12 protein-coding genes are annotated in these 19,993 nt (G+C 36.5%); 10 read left to right on the top strand and 2 right to left on the bottom strand.

Annotated features, from left to right (window positions below):
* The first annotated feature begins 38 nt into the window (after positions 1 to 38).
* Complete coding sequence (locus ODZ84_RS07155; RefSeq protein ID WP_266176305.1) at positions 39 to 1,427, top strand: MFS transporter; 1,389 nt, start codon at positions 39 to 41, stop codon at positions 1,425 to 1,427.
* A 441-nt stretch (positions 1,428 to 1,868) separates the two neighbouring features.
* A complete protein-coding gene (locus ODZ84_RS07150; protein WP_266176304.1) occupies positions 1,869 to 2,615 on the top strand; it encodes a metallophosphoesterase in 747 nt (248 codons plus the stop codon).
* Here ODZ84_RS07150 and ODZ84_RS07145 read toward each other — a convergent pair.
* Both ODZ84_RS07145 and ODZ84_RS07140 read right to left on the bottom strand, forming a co-directional pair.
* Entirely contained in the window at positions 2,612 to 3,592 is a 981-nt protein-coding gene (locus ODZ84_RS07145) for a hypothetical protein (protein ID WP_266176303.1), read from the bottom strand. The two genes, ODZ84_RS07150 and ODZ84_RS07145, sit on opposite strands and share 4 nt — an antisense overlap.
* 12 nt (positions 3,593 to 3,604) lie before the next feature.
* Entirely contained in the window at positions 3,605 to 5,662 is a 2,058-nt protein-coding gene (locus ODZ84_RS07140) for a phospholipase D-like domain-containing protein (RefSeq protein WP_266176302.1), read from the bottom strand.
* Positions 5,663 to 6,088: 426 nt separating this feature from the next.
* On the opposite strand from ODZ84_RS07140, the gene ODZ84_RS07135 reads away from it, so the two are divergent.
* The 8 genes from ODZ84_RS07135 (at position 6,089) to ODZ84_RS07100 (ending at position 19,128) form a co-directional block, all read left to right on the top strand.
* The gene (locus tag ODZ84_RS07135; protein ID WP_266176301.1) at positions 6,089 to 6,637 is read left to right on the top strand and encodes a DUF2652 domain-containing protein; all 549 of its coding nucleotides are present in this window, start codon (positions 6,089 to 6,091) and stop codon (positions 6,635 to 6,637) included.
* 340 nt (positions 6,638 to 6,977) lie between these two features.
* A complete protein-coding gene (locus tag ODZ84_RS07130; protein WP_266176300.1) occupies positions 6,978 to 8,537 on the top strand; it encodes a T9SS type A sorting domain-containing protein in 1,560 nt (519 codons plus the stop codon).
* A gap of 5 nt (positions 8,538 to 8,542) precedes the next feature.
* Positions 8,543 to 12,175 (top strand): DUF5977 domain-containing protein, encoded by a 3,633-nt coding sequence (locus ODZ84_RS07125; RefSeq protein ID WP_266176299.1) that lies wholly within the window; start codon positions 8,543 to 8,545, stop codon positions 12,173 to 12,175.
* Positions 12,176 to 12,183: 8 nt separating this feature from the next.
* Positions 12,184 to 12,705 carry a DUF6443 domain-containing protein gene (locus ODZ84_RS07120; protein ID WP_266176298.1) on the top strand — a complete coding sequence of 174 codons (522 nt, stop codon included), beginning with the start codon at positions 12,184 to 12,186 and terminating at the stop codon, positions 12,703 to 12,705.
* 27 nt (positions 12,706 to 12,732) lie between these two features.
* A protein-coding gene (locus ODZ84_RS07115) for an IS3 family transposase (protein WP_408612399.1) occupies positions 12,733 to 13,919 on the top strand; the annotation gives its coding sequence in 2 pieces (ribosomal slippage) (positions 12,733 to 12,985 and positions 12,985 to 13,919; 1,188 coding nt in all).
* Positions 13,920 to 13,937: 18 nt separating this feature from the next.
* Positions 13,938 to 17,048 carry an RHS repeat-associated core domain-containing protein gene (locus tag ODZ84_RS07110; protein ID WP_266176297.1) on the top strand — a complete coding sequence of 1,037 codons (3,111 nt, stop codon included), beginning with the start codon at positions 13,938 to 13,940 and terminating at the stop codon, positions 17,046 to 17,048.
* A gap of 497 nt (positions 17,049 to 17,545) precedes the next feature.
* The gene (locus ODZ84_RS07105) at positions 17,546 to 18,499 is read left to right on the top strand and encodes an RHS repeat-associated core domain-containing protein (protein ID WP_266176296.1); all 954 of its coding nucleotides are present in this window, start codon (positions 17,546 to 17,548) and stop codon (positions 18,497 to 18,499) included.
* A complete protein-coding gene (locus tag ODZ84_RS07100) occupies positions 18,481 to 19,128 on the top strand; it encodes a hypothetical protein (RefSeq protein ID WP_266176295.1) in 648 nt (215 codons plus the stop codon). The genes ODZ84_RS07105 and ODZ84_RS07100 overlap by 19 nt, the downstream gene beginning before the upstream one ends.
* Positions 19,129 to 19,993 lie beyond the last annotated feature (865 nt).

Below are 19,993 nucleotides of genomic sequence, written 5' to 3'. Positions count from 1 at the left end.
GTTCTATTAAATATAATTTTGCAGGAAATTTGAATCGTATGGACGCAAGGAAAAATCTGATCTTAATTTTAGCATCGGTGGGAACATTTGTAGAAGCTTTGGATATTGCCATTATCAATTTAACGATACCGGCAATTCAGAAACAGTTCGGGATCGGAGCAGAAATGGTTCAATGGCTGCAGACCCTGTATGTATTATTTTTCGGTGGTTTTTTAATCATTGGCGGAAAACTGTCGGATCAGATCGGAAGGAAAAAAATATTTTTAATAGGTGGACTGGTTTTTATGCTGACTTCTCTGGGAGCCGGATTGTCATCGGGGTTTGAAACGCTGGCTTTTTTCAGGGCACTCCAGGGATTAGGGGCAGCTTTCATCATGCCTTCTGCCATGTCTATTGTAACGAATACTTTCAAAGAAGACCAGGAACGCAACAGGGCCATCGGTATATTCAGTTCGTTTGCTGCGATCGGATCGGGAAGTGGCCTGTCAATCGGAGGAATTATCAGTACGTATCTGAGCTGGCATTGGGTATTCCTGATCAACGTTCCGATTTTGCTGGTCACTCTCGTTCTTGCGTACCATTATCTCCCAAAAGATGAAAAAGCAGGGAACAGCCAGAAAACAGATGTATTTTCGGGAATATTGCTGGTCATCGGGCTGCTGAGCCTTACGTATGGAACGCATGAACTGATTCATCTTAAAGAACAGCCGTTCATGATTACCGGATCTCTTGTACTGGCGGTCGTATTGCTAATGATGGTGTTTTACCGGTTAAGATCTGTTGATCAGCCTTTAATCGATCTCAAATTATTCAGATACAGATCACTCGTTATTGCCAATATGGCATTTGTTGCATTAGGAGCATTCTTTATCGGGTTTTTATTTTTAATTTCACTGATGTTACAGAAAGATATGAATTACAGTGCGGCATCAGCAGGATTAATGCTCGTTCCTTTCAGTGTTATGTCGGCTCTGGTAGCCAAATTTATTCTGCCTCACATTTCCGGAAGATTGAATTCGTCACAAATGGGTGTCTTCGGATGGCTCTTTATGTTGGCAGGTGCTGTGATATTACTGGTCTCCATTTATACAGGACATCCGCTGGCAGTTGTTTTACTGGGGGCGGCATGTATTTCGGGAATCGGGATGACCTTCTGCTTCACGGCTTTGTCAGTCCTGGGCATTCAGGATGCGGACCCGTCGAGTTACGGAGTGGCTTCGAGCTTAAGCTCTACAAGCTATTTCTTGGGAGCGGGAATCGGATTATCGTTCATGACCCTGATGAGTCAGATTTTTCCGTCATCACATGCAGTAGGAGAATTAAGCGTCATGATTTTGGTAGCTTATGCTGTACTGGCTTTAGGGATGTTGTTCTATTTTATATTTAAAAATGTAAAAATAAAAAAAGCCGCTGTGGCTGTTTCATAAAGAATAATCAGCTCAATGGGTGGGAATTGGAAGAGGGAAGGAGAAGATCTCTATTTGATATCCAATTTATAGGTTGAAGATATTTTAATTTTATTTTGAAGCTTTATCGTGCTCTCCGCACTCGCTATTTTCGGGAATTCAGTCTGCGGCGGCAAAGCCGCCGCAGACTGAATTCCCGAAAATGAGCTCAGACAAATGCTGCGATCACGGCTAGGATGCCGATTTTTGATCATGACAGGAAGAAATCCTGAAAGTTTAGGTTCCTTTATCTGAAATCAATCAACTTAAATTCCTTCGCGCAGCTCAAATACAGCTTCATCAATCAACTTGGTTGATTCCTCTTTGCTCCTCACACCACAGCTTTCCCCCTTTATTCATCAAAAAATAAAGCAATATGAAACAAACCATTTACCTTCAGCAGATTCTTTCTATTTTAGCAGCATGAAAATTCAAATCATCAGCGATCTGCATCATGAATTCGGAATGACCGATCTCTCTTTTGAATATGCAGATGTGGTTGTACTGGCAGGAGATATCAACCTGGGAACAAAAGGAATAGAGTGGATTAAAGCTAAAATACCGGACAGACCTGTAATTTATGTCCTGGGAAATCACGAATATTATAAAGGCTCCTATCCCAAGACTTTAAACAAAATAAAAGACGCAGCTCAGAATTCTAACATTTCTGTATTGGAAAATTCTTTTGTTGATCTTGATGGAATCCGTTTTCACGGTGCCACGCTGTGGACCGATTTTTCAGTCTTCGGAAACCCGGTACATTACGGTTCGATCTGCCAGTCGGGGATGAATGACTATAAGCGGATCAGGCGGGATCCATCATATTCTAAAATAAGATCGGTCGATATCTTTAAAATTCACCAGCTTTCAAAAGCATGGCTTACCGAAAGCCTTGAAAGTTCAGAAGGTATGAAAAACATCGTGGTTACCCATCATGCCCCAAGTATACGGTCGGTTCCCGAAAAGTACAGAGAAGATCCGCTTACCTCAGCCTATGCGTCCGATCTTGAGGATTTTATGATCAGACAAAAACCATTGTACTGGATTCACGGACATATTCATACCCCGTGCAGATATCATATCGGTGAGACGGAGATTATCTGCAATCCTCACGGCTATATCGACGAAAAATACAATGGTTATGATAAAGAACTGATCATTGAAGTTTAATTTTTACTGATTTTCTCCATAAACTTTTTTACCGCATCATAAGCATCCGTTCTTTTAGAAAAAGCAGGATATATATCTACATTAGCTGCTCCGGAACTTTTCAGCCACTGGGTCCAGATTATTTTCATGATCTCGAAATCCGTCGGCTGTATCGTCGTGGATCCGTTTTTATCAAGCGATCGGTCTACCATTTCGAGAACGAGCACATTCACATTTTTCAGACTATTACTTGTCTTTTTAATCAGATATTCCGGTTTTGATAAAATAAATTTCTCAAGATCTGCCGATTTACTATTGATAAATTCCTGTCTTATTTTTTTTATCGACTGCTGATCAAAGGTATACCCGGTGCTATTATTAGCACTTTCTATATATCCGTCTGTGAAAAGGACTACGACATTTTTACTGCTTTTGATGATGCTGCTTTTTCCGTTAGGAATAGTCCTGTCCGGCACATTGATCAATGAAGAATTGATGGTTTGGTTAAAATAATTCCATACATCAGAACCGGCGGGATTTTTAAGAGAATAAGCGTAAATTTTTTTTATACTGTTTTTAAAACGGGAAATAGCGGGTATCAGCTTATGTCTCTTAAATTCGGAAGCATCTTTTGTTTTTCCTTCAAATGCTCTGAAATCGATCTGAAGATTCCTGGCATCGGCCACCTGTGACTGATTAAGAATCCCCCGGTTGACAAAATCAAATTGATAAACATCAAGCTGGTTCATCCGCCTGTTATTTACCGTAAGAAGATTTCCGATGCTGTCAATAACCGTATTCAGTAAAACAGTGTCGTGTATAGGTTTCGGATGGATTTCATGGTCGATTCTGTTCGATAAATCCGGCACTAACAATACATTAAAGTCATAAACCTTTGAAAATGTCGCGGGAGTTTCAGTGCCAACTTTATTTTTGCAACAGCCTGCGTTCAAAGAAATGATAATACTGCATAACAGAAAGTAAAATAAATTTTTCATGGTCTTAACAATTTAATTTTGAGCAAATTCGGTGGTGAAACTTTTTTGAATGGTAATCATATTCAGCCAGTTTTCGCACTCTCTGATGGCTTCTGTGGTTTTAGCTTCTGCTTTTTCAACAGAGTAGATCTTATACAGATATTTGCTCCAGCCTTCCATGAAAATATTCACCCTGTTTTCCATTTCTGTTTTTGATACCGGGAGCTTGTCATTATCTACCTGGCTCTGATAAATATGAGCCAGATTTTCGACTTTTTCGATGAAGGATAACAGAAGCTGCTTAAGATTATTAATTTTTGTATTAATCTGTATCGGGAGTTCCTGTAATTGTTTGGTAAGAGCCGTATTTTGTTTCTCCAGAGCAGCAGTTTCACTGTTTAATCTTCCGTTTTCTTCTTTTAATTCATTAATCTGCATCTGGTGAACCAGCATTTCTTCTTCATATTTACTCACAATGAATTTGGTCTTTTCCTGATGATGGGTTTGTGTTCTTTTCTGATAAGAAGAATATAATCTGTTAACAACCAGTCCAAATAAATATATCCCTAATGTCCCTAAAGTAAATACTAATAAAAAATTTTGCGATAGCACAATCTCCCAAAATTCAGATTTTTTATCTGTCTGATTAGTTAGATATTCGATGTCATTGATGTTCCTGGCCACTTTGTAAGCAATAAAGCAGTCAACAAGGAAAATCAGAATCATCCCTAAATGATTATTAAAAAATGTAATGATTTGATCTTTAAGCTTACATGGTTCTGTGAAATCATTTGTTTCTTTTTCGGGTTTTATTAATTTTAAAAGTCCCAGGCTAAGTGGAATGCTTACAAATAGAAAAAGAAATAAAATTCCTCCGGCTCCCTTATTCCAAATTTTTGTAATAGCATGCGCATTGAAAACTTCAGGAATTTCCGAAATTACTCCTTTGTTTAAAGCTTCCATAATATCTTCTTTGGAAAAAATAAAAATGTAGGCAACTGATGAATAGAAAACGAAAATATAAAGGACCAGCATTAAGGTCATAAAGCTCAGTAAGATGGTCAGCGGCCAGTTCACGGGAGGTTTTACAAAATCCACTTTCAGTTCGTTGATCTTTTGCAGCAGTGCATCGATTTTGTCCTGAATAAACGGAATTTTTATAGAATCGGTCGATTGTACAATCTGTTTCTTTTCTTCAATATTTTTTTCGTTTTGCTGGATGTTGCCTTCCATATTCCGAAGATCTGCCGTAAGATTGTAGTTCAGGGAATCAATTTCGTTCTGTGTTTTCATTTCCACATTTCCGATGCTTACTTTCAGCTGTTCTTCAATTCTGTTTTTCAGTCTTGTTTTCTTCTCGGCGATTACTTCTATCTCGTTTATGAAATTCGAATAAAGACTGTCCATCGCCTGCGGAAGCACCTGGTGATCACCCTGATTTTCAGATGCTCTCTGATAGGCATTGTCTTTCAGCAGGCTTTTATCAAATGAGCCCACTTCAGTGGCAATGATATTGTCGAGAACATCCTTAAAGTCTTTTAACGACTGTTCCTGAAAATTGAGAGGTTTTATCTCTGCTTCACTTTTCTCATCGCCAACAGAGCTTCCAAGTGCCTGTTCTTCTCTCTCAATGTCCTCCAGGCTGTAGCCGTTGTTGAGTTTTTCCGCTCGGTCTTTAATTTTAAAAAAACTATCGGTCAGTTCATGAACCGTTTTCGGAAAATTGGTCACCAGAACCTGCCCATGGTTGTTTTTCGCGTTATTAGACCAGTTGTAAGAGCCGGAAATAGCAGTCGTACGGTCGATAATACAGAATTTAAGGTTCATCATCCCGTAACCTACACTTTTAATGCGGATATAGTTCAGCCCCTGATTTGCCAGTACATCAAAATCTAACTTTTCATTGTCAGGCTGGTCGGAAAGAATTAAAGAAACCTTCACGTTTTCAGAGAGTTTTTCCCGGATAATGTTGTACAGTTCGTGGTTGGTGAACCAGGCCATGGCGATTAATATCTCTGATCTCGCGCTCTTAAGCTCCGACTTAATTCTTTCCAGAATTTCATCAGTATTTGAAATGGAATCTTGAATCATGCTGTTTATAATTATGGTTAAAAAGTTTTGTGATTAAAAATTTTCTTGCTTTAGATGATATTGTGAATTTTATTTCACTTTTCAAAAATAGAAATACGGGAAGCTTGCTTTTTACGGTTTTCCGTAATCGAAAACTCAGATTGGAAAGACGGATATTTAAATTGATGATTCAGATGTTTCAGTATCTTGTGGGTTCATATTCAGTAATTTGGATCATTTGTAGGCTGATGTTTTATCTAAATATCAGTCGGCAACTTACCCCATTTTATTTTTCGTTCAACCCAAAATTTACAGGTGGAAATCCGATCCGGATTCTCTCAATGCGTGATGATCAGCTATCCTGATAACTTTGTACTGAATAGAATTATAAAGTAAAATCAAACCCGTTACGTCTGATAGAATAAAAGGTTTTTAACCACACTTATTATGGAGAATACAAACGTTAAAGATGGCATTATTCTTATTCCGGATTTCAGCGGGTTTACGGAATTTGTATTCAATACTAAACTTTATACCGGAGAATATATTGTAAGACAACTACTTTCTACACTCATCGATATGAATGAGCACTATTTTGAAATTTCAGAGATTGAGGGCGATGCCATCTTATTTTACCGGTATGATGAAAATCCGTCGTATCAGAAGATTTCAAAGATGCTGAGAAAGATGCAGAATGCCTTTACCCGCAAGATTGAAGAATTAAGTCAGTCATTAAGCACAACCATTGATTTATCATTAAAATTTATCGTTCATTACGGAAAATTTTCACAATACCACATTGGAAATTTTAAAAAACTGTACGGGAAAACCATTGTGGAAGCCCATCAGATGCTGAAAAACGGCCTTGCAGAACAGCCATCCTATGTTTTATTCAGCAACTCATTTCTGGAAAGCAGTCAGAATAAAAAAAATGATTTTAATCAAGAGAAAAAACACCATCCTGAACTTGGAGTGATCCATTATTTTGCGAACTGAAGGTCTTTATGTTATTGTAATCTGTGTCATTGCTGTCACATGCACCGGGTCCGGAGCCAGTTATTCCAACCTTTTGTAATATTTCGGCATCTTTAATTTTAACACGACTTATTTTGTCGCCGGGCAGCACTACTTTTACCAATCATAATAAAAATCAATACGTTATGATGAAGAAAAAGCATAAATCTCTTGGCCGGAACAATAATTAAAATTATATTTACCATATAAACAACACAAAAAAAATTATAACGATGAAAAATTACCTTAAGAGGGATGCCTTTCTGCGGCATCGCCATCCATCCACCATCATCAGCAAAATAAATCATTAATCAATACGAATATGAAAAAACTCTACAGGAGTGCATTTTTCTTATGCACTATTTTAAATTTTTCTGCCCAGGAAGTAATCTGGCAGAAAGACATCCAATCCAACACCCAGGATTTTCTGAGCCAGGTCACCACCACCATTGACGGGCAATACCTAATTTCGGGAAGCAGCATTCAAAGTACGAAGATACCGTCTGGAGGCGGTAAACAGAACAAGGGCTATGAATTTCATCTGGTTAAACTCAACCAAAAAGGCGAAGAAGTCTGGGAAAAATATTTCTCGGGACAGAATCACGATTTTTTATCGGCAACAGTTGCTACGCAGGAAGGTGGTTTTCTTTTGGCGGGAACTTCATTTTCAGGAAAAGGGTTGGATAAAAAAGAAGACTCTAAAGGAGGATCCGATATATGGTTGGTCAGAATTAGTCCTTTTGCTGAAGAAATGTGGCAAAAAACGATCGGCGCCGCTTCCGATGAAGAGGCGAGAGCGGTGATCCAGACGACTGACCTGGGATTTTTCGTTGCAGGAAACGTCCAAAACTCAGCTAAAGGGTACGGATCGAAAGACGTTCTGGTAGTAAGACTCGATAAAAACGGGAAAGAATTGTCCCAGCTGATTTTAGGAGGGAAAGGACTGGATGAAGTGGAGAAAATGATCCCGACAAAAGATGGAGGTGCACTGCTAGGGATATACTCAAGAAGTGCAGCCGGAGGCTCCAAGAAGACCGAAAACTTCGGGGAAGGCGATTACTGGATCATAAAACTTTCCAAAGACGGAAAAGTGGAATGGGAAAAGAACTTCGGCGGGAAAGGGGATGACCATTTAAGAACATTAGCGCTGACCTCAACGGGCTATTTAATCGGAGGAGAATCAAGATCGGAAAGATCGGGAAATAAATCCGTTGGGATCACCGAAGGAACGGATTTATGGTTGATTTCTTTAAATAACAGGGGAGAAGAAATCTGGCAAAAGTCCTACAACTTTAAAAACAGGGATATGCTAATGGGAATTAGTGTTATTGAGAAAAAAGAGAAAGGAGAAAAGAATAGAGATGTAACGACAGGTATTTTATTGGGAGGTTATACGCAGGCGGAAGGCAGGATAGAAGCTGATGATGAAAAGTTCTGGATGCTGTACGTGGACGAAAGCGGAAATGAGCAGTGGAGAAAGCACGTGAAAGGTCAGTCTTCTAAAAAAGAGGAACGGTTATCTGATATAAAGCTCAATAGGGACGGTTCAATTATTCTTGCAGGCACCAGCGCTGAGGAATTGGAAAAAGAGAACTGGAAAATTGTAAAGCTGGGTGATCAGCAGATTGATCAGCTGATCGAGAAGCAGGATATTAAAATCTACCCGAATCCGGTGTCGGATTACGCCTATATTGAAATCGGAATGAACTTTACAGAAGCGGAGATTGTGGTGTATGATATGGGCGGAAGACAGCTGCAGAGTCTGAAAACCAAGAATAAGGTAACTAAGATGAATACACAGAATCTGATTCAGGGCGCTTACCTGGTGGTCATCAAAACGGATACGGATAAAACGGCGAATGCTAAATTGATTAAGAAATAAAACTAATGAAGAAATTATTAATACCTATAATTGCCTTGAGCACTGTAAAAGGATATACTCAGACTCAAGAAGCACTTTATTCACAATATTACTTTAAAAATATACCGCAGGCTCCCTCTACAAGTAATTTTATGAGATATGGGGAAGTACAAAATTCAGAGTATACTGGTTCAAATTCGCCGGAGATACCCATTTATACCATCGAATCAAATAATTTAAAGATTCCATTGTCCCTAAAATATATTTCGGGTAACGGAATTAAGGTAACTGATGAATCAGGAAGTTTTGGTCTTGGATGGGATATGAATCTTCCAACTATCACTCAGTCTGTCCTTGGTCAGGACGATTTAAGTATGGGCCTGGGAGCCGATAAATTCAAACTTGACTTTATGTACCCAAGCGGATATGATGGTTATTTACCTCGTCAGTGTACTGCATTTACAAATACTTCTAATCCAGGAATTGGAACTTACTCTTATTATAAATCTGTTGACAGGTATTTGCCATTTGCAGGTAAACTAGCACAATATATGGGTAATGAGGGAATTTTAATAGACGGATCTCCCGACATCTATACATTAAATCTATTTGGAGAGAAAATAATTTTTACTATAAGTAATTTTCCTACAAAAAACGGACAAAATGGGAATACATGCATAATTTACGGAGGAATAACCGATACTTTCACTCCTGTTTTTACAGTCTTAAATAAAAAAGGGTATAACATTCAATATAATAACTTAACATTTGTAATTACTGACCCCAAAGGAGTTAAATACTTTTTTAATCAAAAAGAAAATGTTAGAAATGGTCTGATTTCTCTTATAAATAGGAATTTTGTAGTCAATCAAATACAAGATACTAATGGAAGTTCCATATATTTTCAATATAAGAATACAGAAAACGTAAAAAACGTAGCCTTTTATTCGCGAAATTTAAACTATTCATATGATCATACTTCCGGATCGGCTAATTTGCCCATTGCAAGTACGACGGGGCTTTATCAGTATACTGAAGAATATGATTTTATATATTATAATAGCATTGGGGGATCACAGACTTTAAATCCTTTATATACTAATACGTTTATTGGCTACACACATACTACTGGTATGTTATATGGTACAGCACAGAATTATTTAAATATAGAAAAAATCTATGGTGATTTTGGAAGTGTTGATTTTACCTATTCTTCTCGCATAGATCATCCTACTTTGAAACTAGATAAAATCGAAGTTAATAATTCTCATAAAATTACTGAAACTGTAAGGTTCTTTTATGATTACTTTACCGCTGAAAATACTTCTAAAGTTATTAACTCGAATTATGATTCGGTATCAGGATCTTATTATGATAATATATCTCCTAATCTTTTGACTAAAAAATTAAAATTGGAATCTGTAAAAATCAATGATGATGATTATAAGTTTGGTTATTTTAGCACGCCAATTCCTCCAAAGAACTCTTTTGCTCAAGATTACTGGGGTTATCCAAATGGGAGTAACAATAATGTCTCATTATTTCCTAATCCGTCAGACTTTTTATATCCAATCACATTGCCTGTCGTTGCAGGCATTAATAATAATATAAAAACTGCTAATGAAAACTTTGTTAAAGCAGGGTTATTAGAGAGAATAATCTATCCTACAAAAGGTTATTCTACATATGATTATGAGCTAAATGAAGCAGATAATTTATTCAATAGCTTTGATAAATCACAAATAAGTAAGGGGAAGGGTGTTCGACTCAGACAACAATTAAACTATGATCATACCAATACTATAGTAAGTAAAGATTCATTATCTTATTATCAAGGAAAAGATACTAATCCTTTGTTTTTATTTAATAGAAACAGATATAGAACTTTAAATGTATATCCAGTATATTATACAGGTGAATATTCATTATATAATATTGTCAATATAAATTCTCAAAATGCTAATTCGGCTTCCCCATTATCTTCAGGAAACTATGTGGGATATTCAAAAGTTGTTAGACAAAAGACAGATGCCAATTCTTCTCAAAATAATGGCAAAATAATCACCCAATATACAAATGGATTGGATATCCATCATAATAATTTTGAAAATCGTATTCCTTTGTCAATGCCTTCAACACAAGGGAATGGGGATCAAAATGGAAAGGTGCTGAATACTGAAATTTATGATAAAAATAACAAGTTATTAAGGAAAACAGAAAACTCATATAAAAACGAATACTATAATATTCAATATGGATCATCATTTGCGCTTAATTCGAGATATGTAGTTAACACCAACAAAAATAACGGTGGTGCTCCGATGGAGGTATTCCCACATTCAGTATCTATAATGGGATATTTTCCAATATTATATAAAGAAAGTTTATTAACGAAAAGTAAAATGATCGAATATTTTAATGGAATTGAGTATAATACGAATATAACCTATAATTACGATCCCAATAACATTTTAGTTACAAAACAGACAACAACCCCCGAATCCTCTTCTATTTTTGAAGAATATTTTAACACTTCACAAATATTACGATTCTCACAAGCTAATATTCTTTCAGAAAGTACTGGAAAAAGAATAATTAAGAATGGAATGCAAGTATATCGACAAGATATAAAGTATGATGATACTTCTCATTTTAATCCTTCGTCAATAATTACAAGAGATCTGATAAATACGACTTCAGCCACAGAAGTAGTATATAATCTTTATGATAAAGGTAGACTTTTGCAATATACAACCAAGGGAGGCGTACCAATTACTATTATCTGGGGTTATAAAGGTAATTTACCTATTGCGCAAATTGAAGGCGTTAGTTATTCTCAGATTATGCAACTGTTTGGTCTGGATGGTAGTAATTCTCTTTCATATAAAAATTTAGAAATTGTTAAAAAGTCTGATGAAGATATTGATGATGCCAGCGAGCTTTTATTAATTGATAAGTTGGACGAGTTTAGAAGTAAGGCTGAGCTTAAAGATTTTAAAATAAGTACATATACCTATGATCCTCTAGTGGGAGTGAAGTCTATCACTCAACCGTCAGGTATTAGAGAAGTTTATCAATATGATTCAAACAGTAAATTAAAGAATATCAAAAATGTTGAGGGGAAATTATTAAAAGAATACAAATATAACTATGCACCTACGGTTCATTACAACAGTGAAAAAAGTCCTGTATTTACAAGGACAACCTGTGGACCCGGAACGTTGCCTGAACCAACAATATATAGGGTTCCGGTAGGTAAATATTCCTCTACAATAAGCCAGGCAGATGCTGACCAGAAAGCACAGAACGATATCAATGCCAACGGACAAGCTTATGCTAACACAAATGGAGTGTGTAAACCTTATGTGTGTACAGTTACACCCTCTTATAACGTTTCTATTTATTATTCTGCCTTTCAGGAAACATCAGCCAATCATATAAAAGCCATCATAAGTTTACCGGTCACTGATCCCAACTTAAATTGGTCTGGCGGTTTATTTATCGGAACACTTCAGGATTTATGCAGACCCAATTCTTATAAAAATATAAGTATTAACGGATGGAGTATTTCTATAGCTCCCAACGGAGGAGTAACGTTATATTCAGGTGGAAGTTCATCTGGAGGTGTAGCTACCCTTAATTTTGAATACGATAAATAAAGCAAATCATGAAAAAAATAATTATACCAGTAGCCACATTGCTTCTTTCCGGTTTAGTTCATGCACAGAATGCGCCGAGTCCTACAGAAAATTATATCCAGTCCAGAACCTATTTAGAACCTGTTACGACATCCAGTCCGGATGCAAAACAGATTAACACCGTCCAGTATTTCGATGGCCTGGGACGTCCAAAACAGATCGTGAATGTCAAAGCCTCACCACTGGGAAAAGATGTGGTGACCCATATTGAATATGACGGATTTGGAAGGCAGACCAAAGATTATCTTCCCATCCCACAATCCCAAACCTTAAACGGAGCTATTTTCCCGACTCCACTTGCCAATGCTTCTGCGTCTTACGGCTCAGAAAAGATCTATGCGGAAAAGATTTTAGAAAACTCTCCGTTAGACCGTATTCAGCAGCAGATCCAGGTGGGAACAGACTGGAGCAATAAACCGGTGAAATTCGATTATGATGCCAATGCAGTAGCCGATGAAGTTGTAATCTTCCCCAAAAACAGTATCATTTAAAAATATAGTTTTTAAATTTGGAATACTATGAAAAACAGTAAATTTTCAGAAGTTCAGATTATTAAGATTTTAGCTGAACAAAATCAAGGAAGAACCGTGAATGAGATTTGCCGTGAACACGGGATCAGCCAGCCGACATTTTACAAATGGAAGAGTAAATATGGTGGTTTGGATGTGCAGCAACTCTCTAAAATGAAGGAATTGGAAAAGGAACTCTCACAATATAAAAAGATCGTGGCTGAACTTACGCTGGAAAACGTGGTAATGAAAGATGTGATTGCAAAAAAGCTTTAACACCTTCCGAGAAGCGGGAACTGGTCGTTTATTCCGGATCGGAACACGGAATAAGCATTCGGAATGCGTGTAGACTTTTTATCATAAACAGTTCGGTATTTTATTATAAAAGAAAGAAAAATAATGAGGATGATAAGATTCGGGAGGAGTTGATTTTGCTCGCAGAACAGCATCAGACCTGGGGATTTTGGACAATGCACCACCGTTTGAGAAATTTGGGTTTCGGGTGTAATCACAAACGGGTTTACAGGATTTACAAATCGATGAAACTGAATCTAAGAAGTAAACGAAAGAAACGGCTTCCGGCAAGGGTGAAAGAGCCTTTGCTTCGTCCTGTTTATCCTAACGTAACGTGGAGTATGGATTTTATGCACGATACTCTGGAGAATGGTAAAAGCGTTAGAAGCCTTAATATCATTGATGATTTTAACAGAGAAATTTTGAATATTACCATCGACACCAGTTTACCATCAGCAAGAGTTGTTTCTGAGCTGGAACAACTAATCGACTGGCGTGGGAAACCTGAAAAGATAAGAGTTGACAATGGTCCAGAGTTTATTGCTGAAAAACTAAAAGACTGGTGCAATAAAAATGAAGTCGCGCTTCATTATATTCAGCCTGGAAAACCAACGCAAAACTCTTTGGTAGAAAGATTCAACAGAACTTTTCGGACAGAATTCTTAGATGTTTATTTATTTGAGAACATCAGTCAGATGAGACATTATTCGGAAATTTGGATGTGGATGTATAATAATGAGCGGCCTCACAAATCATTGCAATACCTCACGCCGAGGGATTTTTTATTGAAATATGGAAAACTAACCCAAACTAAGGCCAACGAGTTTCCCACATTCCAACAAAATTTTAACAACGACAACAATAAATTATTAACTAAAAGCTCTACTTTTAAGTGTACTTAAGATGGGTGAGATTACAAAGTGTTTAAATATACCACCACAACCACCTGGGAAAATAATGCCACCAAATCCACAATCAGTTATACCGGAAATTACGGAGCCAACCAGCTGTATAAAAATACGGTCACCGATGAAGACGGCAATAAAACCATTGAGTTTAAAAACGGACAGGGGCAGGTCGTTTTAGTCAGAAAAATCAACGGAACCGAAAAAGTGGATACCTATTATGTATACAATGAGTATAATCAGCTGGCATTTGTGATCCCTCCGAAAGCAGCCGTCGCTACAGATCTCAACACTGTTATGGATGCTCTCTGTTACCAGTACCGGTACGACGGCAGGGCAAGACTGGTGGAAAAGAAAGTCCCGGGAAAAGGTTGGGAACATCTGGTGTATGATAAAGCGGATCGTCTGATTTTTACGCAGGATGCTGTAATGCGTGCTGCCGGAAAGTGGCTTTTTACCAAGTATGACTCGTTTGGAAGACCTATTATTACAGGACGAGTTTCGGGAACCGACCGAAACGATATGCAGAATGTCATTGGGAATAATCTTATTCTTACAGAGCGCAGAGATGCAGCTGGCTTTACAAAAAACGGGATGCAGATTTACTATTCCAATGACAGCTTCCCGTATTTTGATACAGCACTCACAGTTACGTATTATGATACGTATCCCGCCGGTTCACCCGCTGTCACCAATGTGTTCTCCCAGGAGCTTTTAACGGATAACCATTCCAATACCGTATCCACGAAAGGATTACCGGTAGCCAGTTATATCAAAAATATCGAAGACGACAGCTGGACCAAAATCTACACCTGGTATGATACCAAAGGAAGAAGTATAGGCTCAAGGAGCGATAATCATCTGGGAGGCTATACGGTGGTCAATCATAAACTTGATTTTGCTGGTGCTGTCCTTCAGACCAATACCTATCATAAAAGACTGGCGGGTGATCCCGAAACCAGTATTGCGGAAGTCTTTGAATACGATCATCAGAACAGGATAAAAAAACACTGGCATTATGTAGGCAATAACCCTGGAGAATTACTGGCTGAAAATACGTACAACGAACTTTCCCAGCTGACCAATAAAAAAGTAGGGAATAACCTTCAGAGCATTGATTATGCGTATAATATCCGTGGGTGGCTGACCCAGATCAACGATCCGTCCAATTTGGGCAATGATCTGTTTGGTTATAAAATCAATTACAACCATGTCGAAGGTTTGGAGAATCCGAATACCGATTTTATGGATCTGAAAGTAAAGCCGAAATACAATGGAAACATCGCTGAAGTATCCTGGAAAACCTTAACAGAAGATAATGAGCCTTTAAAAAGGTACGGTTATGTGTATGACAATTTAAACCGTTTATCAGCTGGATTTTATCAGAAACAGGGTGCTGAGTCGGCGCGTGAATATTTTGAAAGACTGGAGTATGATCTGAATGGAAACATAAAAAGACTGCAAAGATCTGATGGACTGGTTTCAGGAAATACCGCTTTAATGATCGATAATCTTAAGTATGATTATGCGGGCAACAGGCTCACAAAAGTAACGGAAGAACAGATCGGTAACAGCAGGAGCTATCCTTATTTGACCACGCACAATACAATAGGATATGATGATAATGGAAATATGACCAGTCATTTAGACAAGGGAATTTCGGCAATCAAATATAATTACTTAAATTTACCAGAGCAGATTACCCAAATGACCTTGACCTTGACCCAATTTATGGGACAGTCCAAAATAACCCGTTATACCTACCGGGCAGACGGAGTAAAAGTGAAAAAACTCTTTGGTGACATTGAAACAGATTATCTGGATGGATTTCAATACAAGTCTACAACACCATCAGAGGAAAATGCAGGTTTGGTGACTGGTGGAATTATGGTTGAGCCTGCCCCAAATCAAACAGCAGTAATAAAATTAAGGATTATTCCTACTTCCGAAGGATATTATGATGCGCTTAATAAGCTCTATATTTATCATTATACAGACCATTTGGGAAATGTAAGATTAAGTTATGCAGATACCAACAAAGATGGCTCGATTCAGCCACGGCAATATTTTCAGAGTCTGTGTGACAATATACCATGGGATCCGTGGAATCCCCCAAGCTGCATCAGTATCTGGAAACCGGGCGAGATTGTAGAGGTTAATAATTATTATCCGTTTGGCTTACTGCATAATTATACACTGACTACTCAGAATGCGTACCAGTACAAGTACAACGGAAAGGAATTGCAGGAGACGGGGATGTATGATTATGGTGCAAGATTTTATATGCCGGATATTGGACGATGGATTGTACATGATCCATTAAGTGATGCTACTTTTCAACCATATAGTTACGCTAATAATAATCCTATATCTTTTAATGACCCAACAGGGATGATAGCCCAACAACCTGAAATGCATGCAAGTATTGGAGTTACAAAAAATAAGAAAGGAGAATATGAAATAGTAAGTGCAAAAAATGATGGAGATTTTGGGATTTATTTGGTTGATTCAAATGGAAATTATGACATTAAGAAAAGTCAAAGAGTTGGAACTTTAAATAATTCTTTTGATTTTCTTTTTACAAATGATGCTACAGGAAAATTTGATGGAGTTGCGATGAATAATGATAACTCAAATATAACCCTTAATACATTTACAACCCTAGGAGCATTAATATATAAATACAATTATAATACGAACAATGATATAGATAATTTTTATCTTGATTTAATAAATCTCGCCTATTCTTCAAGAAATGGAGGGGCATTAGATTTAAAAGTATCTCTCGGATTAGATTTATATTCTCCAGTAAAAGCAGGTAAAAATATAACATCCTTGAGAGCTGCTTCAAATATTCTTTTTGGATATAATATGAGGAAGATTTATGATAAATATAAAAACAATTCAAGTTTCAAAGAGAAATTTGCAAATGCAGATGACTTTTATAGATATGCAATGCAAGCTGTAGGAGGATACAATCAATTTCAAAATAATAGGAGTGGTTTCTTTAATGGAAATGGATACAATAAAGGATTCCCTTTTTATGGAGAACACACTTATTCAGGTACGAATATTTATAGAGGCTATTTTCATCAATTTACTAATCAAAAACTAAAAAAAGATTAATGCAATTACTTCGCTATTTTACATTTTTCGTCCTCTTTTTATTGATATTCAGTTGTAAGAATGAAAAAAAAATATATAAGAGAATAGAGACTAAAAGTTATTTTTTAGAAGGATATACATATTCAAATTATTCTGATAAGATTTTTCCTAATGAACTTATATTAATTGATAAAACTTCAAAAGACACTATTTATCGTTGTACAAATTGCTATAAGGACTTTCATTTAATCTTAGAAGACACTTTATTAATCTATGGAGGAAATAAACTTGATAGTACCATAGCTCATAGAATTATTTTAAAGAAGATACCTGTTCCACAAGGATACAAATACAATATTCCATTTAGCGCTAAATAACTCTAATTAGCTCTTTTTAGGAAATTTCAACAAAATATGATACAAAAAAATTCCTCCCTTTCTCTAAAGTGGGAAGTTTGATATCTGCTGTTGGTGTAATTATGCCCAATCTGCATCAGTATCTGGAAACCGGGCGAGATTGTGGAAGTTAATAATTATTATCCGTTTGGCTTACTGCATCATTATACACTGACTACTCAGAATGCGTACCAGTACAAGTACCTTTCCCAAGAACTACAAGAAACAGGGTTCTATGATCTCAATGCTCGTTTCTATATGCCGGATGTTGTAATTTTCGGGCAGCACGATCCGCTTTCTGAAAAAACGTTGCAGCCTTACGCTTATGGTTATAATAATCCAATAATGTTTAAAGATCCTACAGGAATGTCTGGAGAAAGTACGCATACTGATAAGTTTGGAAATGTTGTTGCGGTTTATAATGATGGTGACTTGGGGGTTTATCGTCATGATGGTAATGCTAAAGAAACTAAACAAGAACTTAATCAAAACTATTCTAAAGAAAATACTTCGGGTGGTGGAGAGAGAATGGGAAGAACACTTGTTTGGGATTCATTTAATAATGGAAAAGGAAATCCTACAGGCAAGATAGATTTTGGTTCTTACGCAGCAAGAGATTGGCTTAATAATTTTAGTGATGCAATTTCTAGAGATACTGAAGCCAATGGAGGATTTGTAGCAAGGATGAATTATGCATGGAACGGTGGAAATGGTGATAAATATGATTATAAAACCCAAAATGGTGGAGGATTATATTCGGGTTCACAAATAGCGGAAGGTGTATATGTTTCAGCCAGAGATGTTGGAAATTTTGCAGCAGGAAGAGCGGCCTTCTTGACGGGGCAATCTAAAATGGATTTTATGTTAAATGCGGGAGGATTTAATTTGTCGGGGAATAGTAAAATGGGGCTTATATTTAATAACTCTCACTGGAAAAGGGAAGCCCAAAAAGCAGGTTTTCCAGCGTATGGAGAAGCTTTTAACTCAAATCTATTTCAGCGTTTAGGCTATGAAAACGTAACGACAGCTGAAGGAATAATCAAAAAAAGCAAAATAATATGGGGAGATCGAAAATAAAAAATGTCTATCTGCTTTTACCATTATTGTTATCACTTATAGCATGTGGAAATTCCAATTTTGATAAATTGGAAGGTAATGGATTTTCTTATCAAATAAGTGCGGGCAAAACAGATATAGTACGTCTTAGATTCACTACTGATGAAGGAGCACCTAAAATTCAGCTTTTTGACACAAAGGGAAGACTTAAAGAAGAAGCTACTATTGCTCCAAGTTGGCCATTCGGGATGACAACAGTGAAAAATGATACCATACAAATGACTTATGTTGTTGGGGATCGTGATCTTAATATATTTTTACGTTGGCTCAAAAAAGAGAAAGGCAAATACCATCCTACTCATATAGGCAATTATTCTATTCACTATAACTACGAAATACGAAATGAATATAATATAAATCAAGATTCAGTACAGGTAGATTCATTGTATATTGATAAGAACACACAAATGATGTCTCTATTTTTAAAACAAGAATTAATTGCTAAAAAGCCGATGTATTTGTTTACAGTTGAGTCATCTGAAATAGCACTTTATGATCCATCAAGTAGCTCATATATACCCTATACATTTGTAGACAATAAGAATATTAGTGAGGAGTATCTTAAAGAAGTTCTTGCTTTGTATAATTAATGAAATTTAAAATAAAACCGCCACTTGTTCGAGTGGCGGTTTTTACTTTTACGAGTACGCTTTTTTAGCTTTGTTGTAATAAACCTGATTTACAGCAAAATAATAAAAATAAAATTACTGAAGCAAAGCTAGATTACTATGAGCGTTGTAGGCTATTAGTTTTAGAACAACGTATTCTTAACCAAGATTTTGGATTTGCAAAAAAAGGAAAAGATATTGATGAACAAGTAATTAAATATTTGGGGAATATTATTACTTCCAAAAAAGATACTCTCAAAATTTTAAAATCTGTTCATTATATAGGTGTTTATGAGGATTCAAAAAGAGGTAACGGACAAGTATATATTTATAACTCTTTCAATAAGCTTTTAGGTTTTTATAATTTAGGTTCTGCGTCTGCAGTACCTAATAGTATTGATAATAAGGGTTTGATTTTCAAATATGATAATGATAATTGTAATCAAACTACCAAAATGGATATACTAACTTAGCATCCAGTAGAAGTTAAGCATAAAACCTTAATTTTAACGTATGAAACGAGAGCGAAAATATACGATCCAGCTTTTAAGACCAAAGCCGTTCAACTGAGCAATGAGTCCCAGTGGTCATCCTCATAAGCTGGAGCCTTATTTATTAAACATTCTAAAGAAAACAAACTTTCTATTTATTGTAATAATCCATCTGAAAACACGATGAAAGATTTAAAAAAAAATTTTAGTAGTATACAGATTATTAATTAAATCATAAGTAAGATTCATGAGACCGGAATATATGATATGAAGCACGGTTTATCTGAGACACACAGGAAGACACGGAATGATTGAGGGAAGTGACCTTGGTACTGGTAAAGTTCTCTGGTTCTTAT

This window comes from Chryseobacterium fluminis, assembly GCF_026314945.1.
GTDB lineage: Bacteria > Bacteroidota > Bacteroidia > Flavobacteriales > Weeksellaceae > Chryseobacterium > Chryseobacterium fluminis.
Note: the sequence above shows the minus strand (reverse complement) of the source record. Positions and strands in the feature narration are given on the sequence as shown.

Bases quoted from the DNA above. Each gene is read 5' to 3' on its own strand.
- ODZ84_RS07125 (WP_266176299.1), top strand. From the start codon at position 8,543: ATGAAGAAATTATTAATACCTATAATTGCCTTGAGCACTGTAAAAGGA.
- ODZ84_RS07120 (WP_266176298.1), top strand. From the start codon at position 12,184: ATGAAAAAAATAATTATACCAGTAGCCACATTGCTTCTTTCCGGTTTA.
- ODZ84_RS07145 (WP_266176303.1), bottom strand. From the start codon at position 3,592: ATGAAAAATTTATTTTACTTTCTGTTATGCAGTATTATCATTTCTTTG.
- ODZ84_RS07135 (WP_266176301.1), top strand. From the start codon at position 6,089: ATGGAGAATACAAACGTTAAAGATGGCATTATTCTTATTCCGGATTTC.
- ODZ84_RS07155 (WP_266176305.1), top strand. From the start codon at position 39: ATGGACGCAAGGAAAAATCTGATCTTAATTTTAGCATCGGTGGGAACA.
- ODZ84_RS07140 (WP_266176302.1), bottom strand. From the start codon at position 5,662: ATGATTCAAGATTCCATTTCAAATACTGATGAAATTCTGGAAAGAATT.
- ODZ84_RS07100 (WP_266176295.1), top strand. From the start codon at position 18,481: ATGGGGAGATCGAAAATAAAAAATGTCTATCTGCTTTTACCATTATTG.
- ODZ84_RS07150 (WP_266176304.1), top strand. From the start codon at position 1,869: ATGAAAATTCAAATCATCAGCGATCTGCATCATGAATTCGGAATGACC.
- ODZ84_RS07130 (WP_266176300.1), top strand. From the start codon at position 6,978: ATGAAAAAACTCTACAGGAGTGCATTTTTCTTATGCACTATTTTAAAT.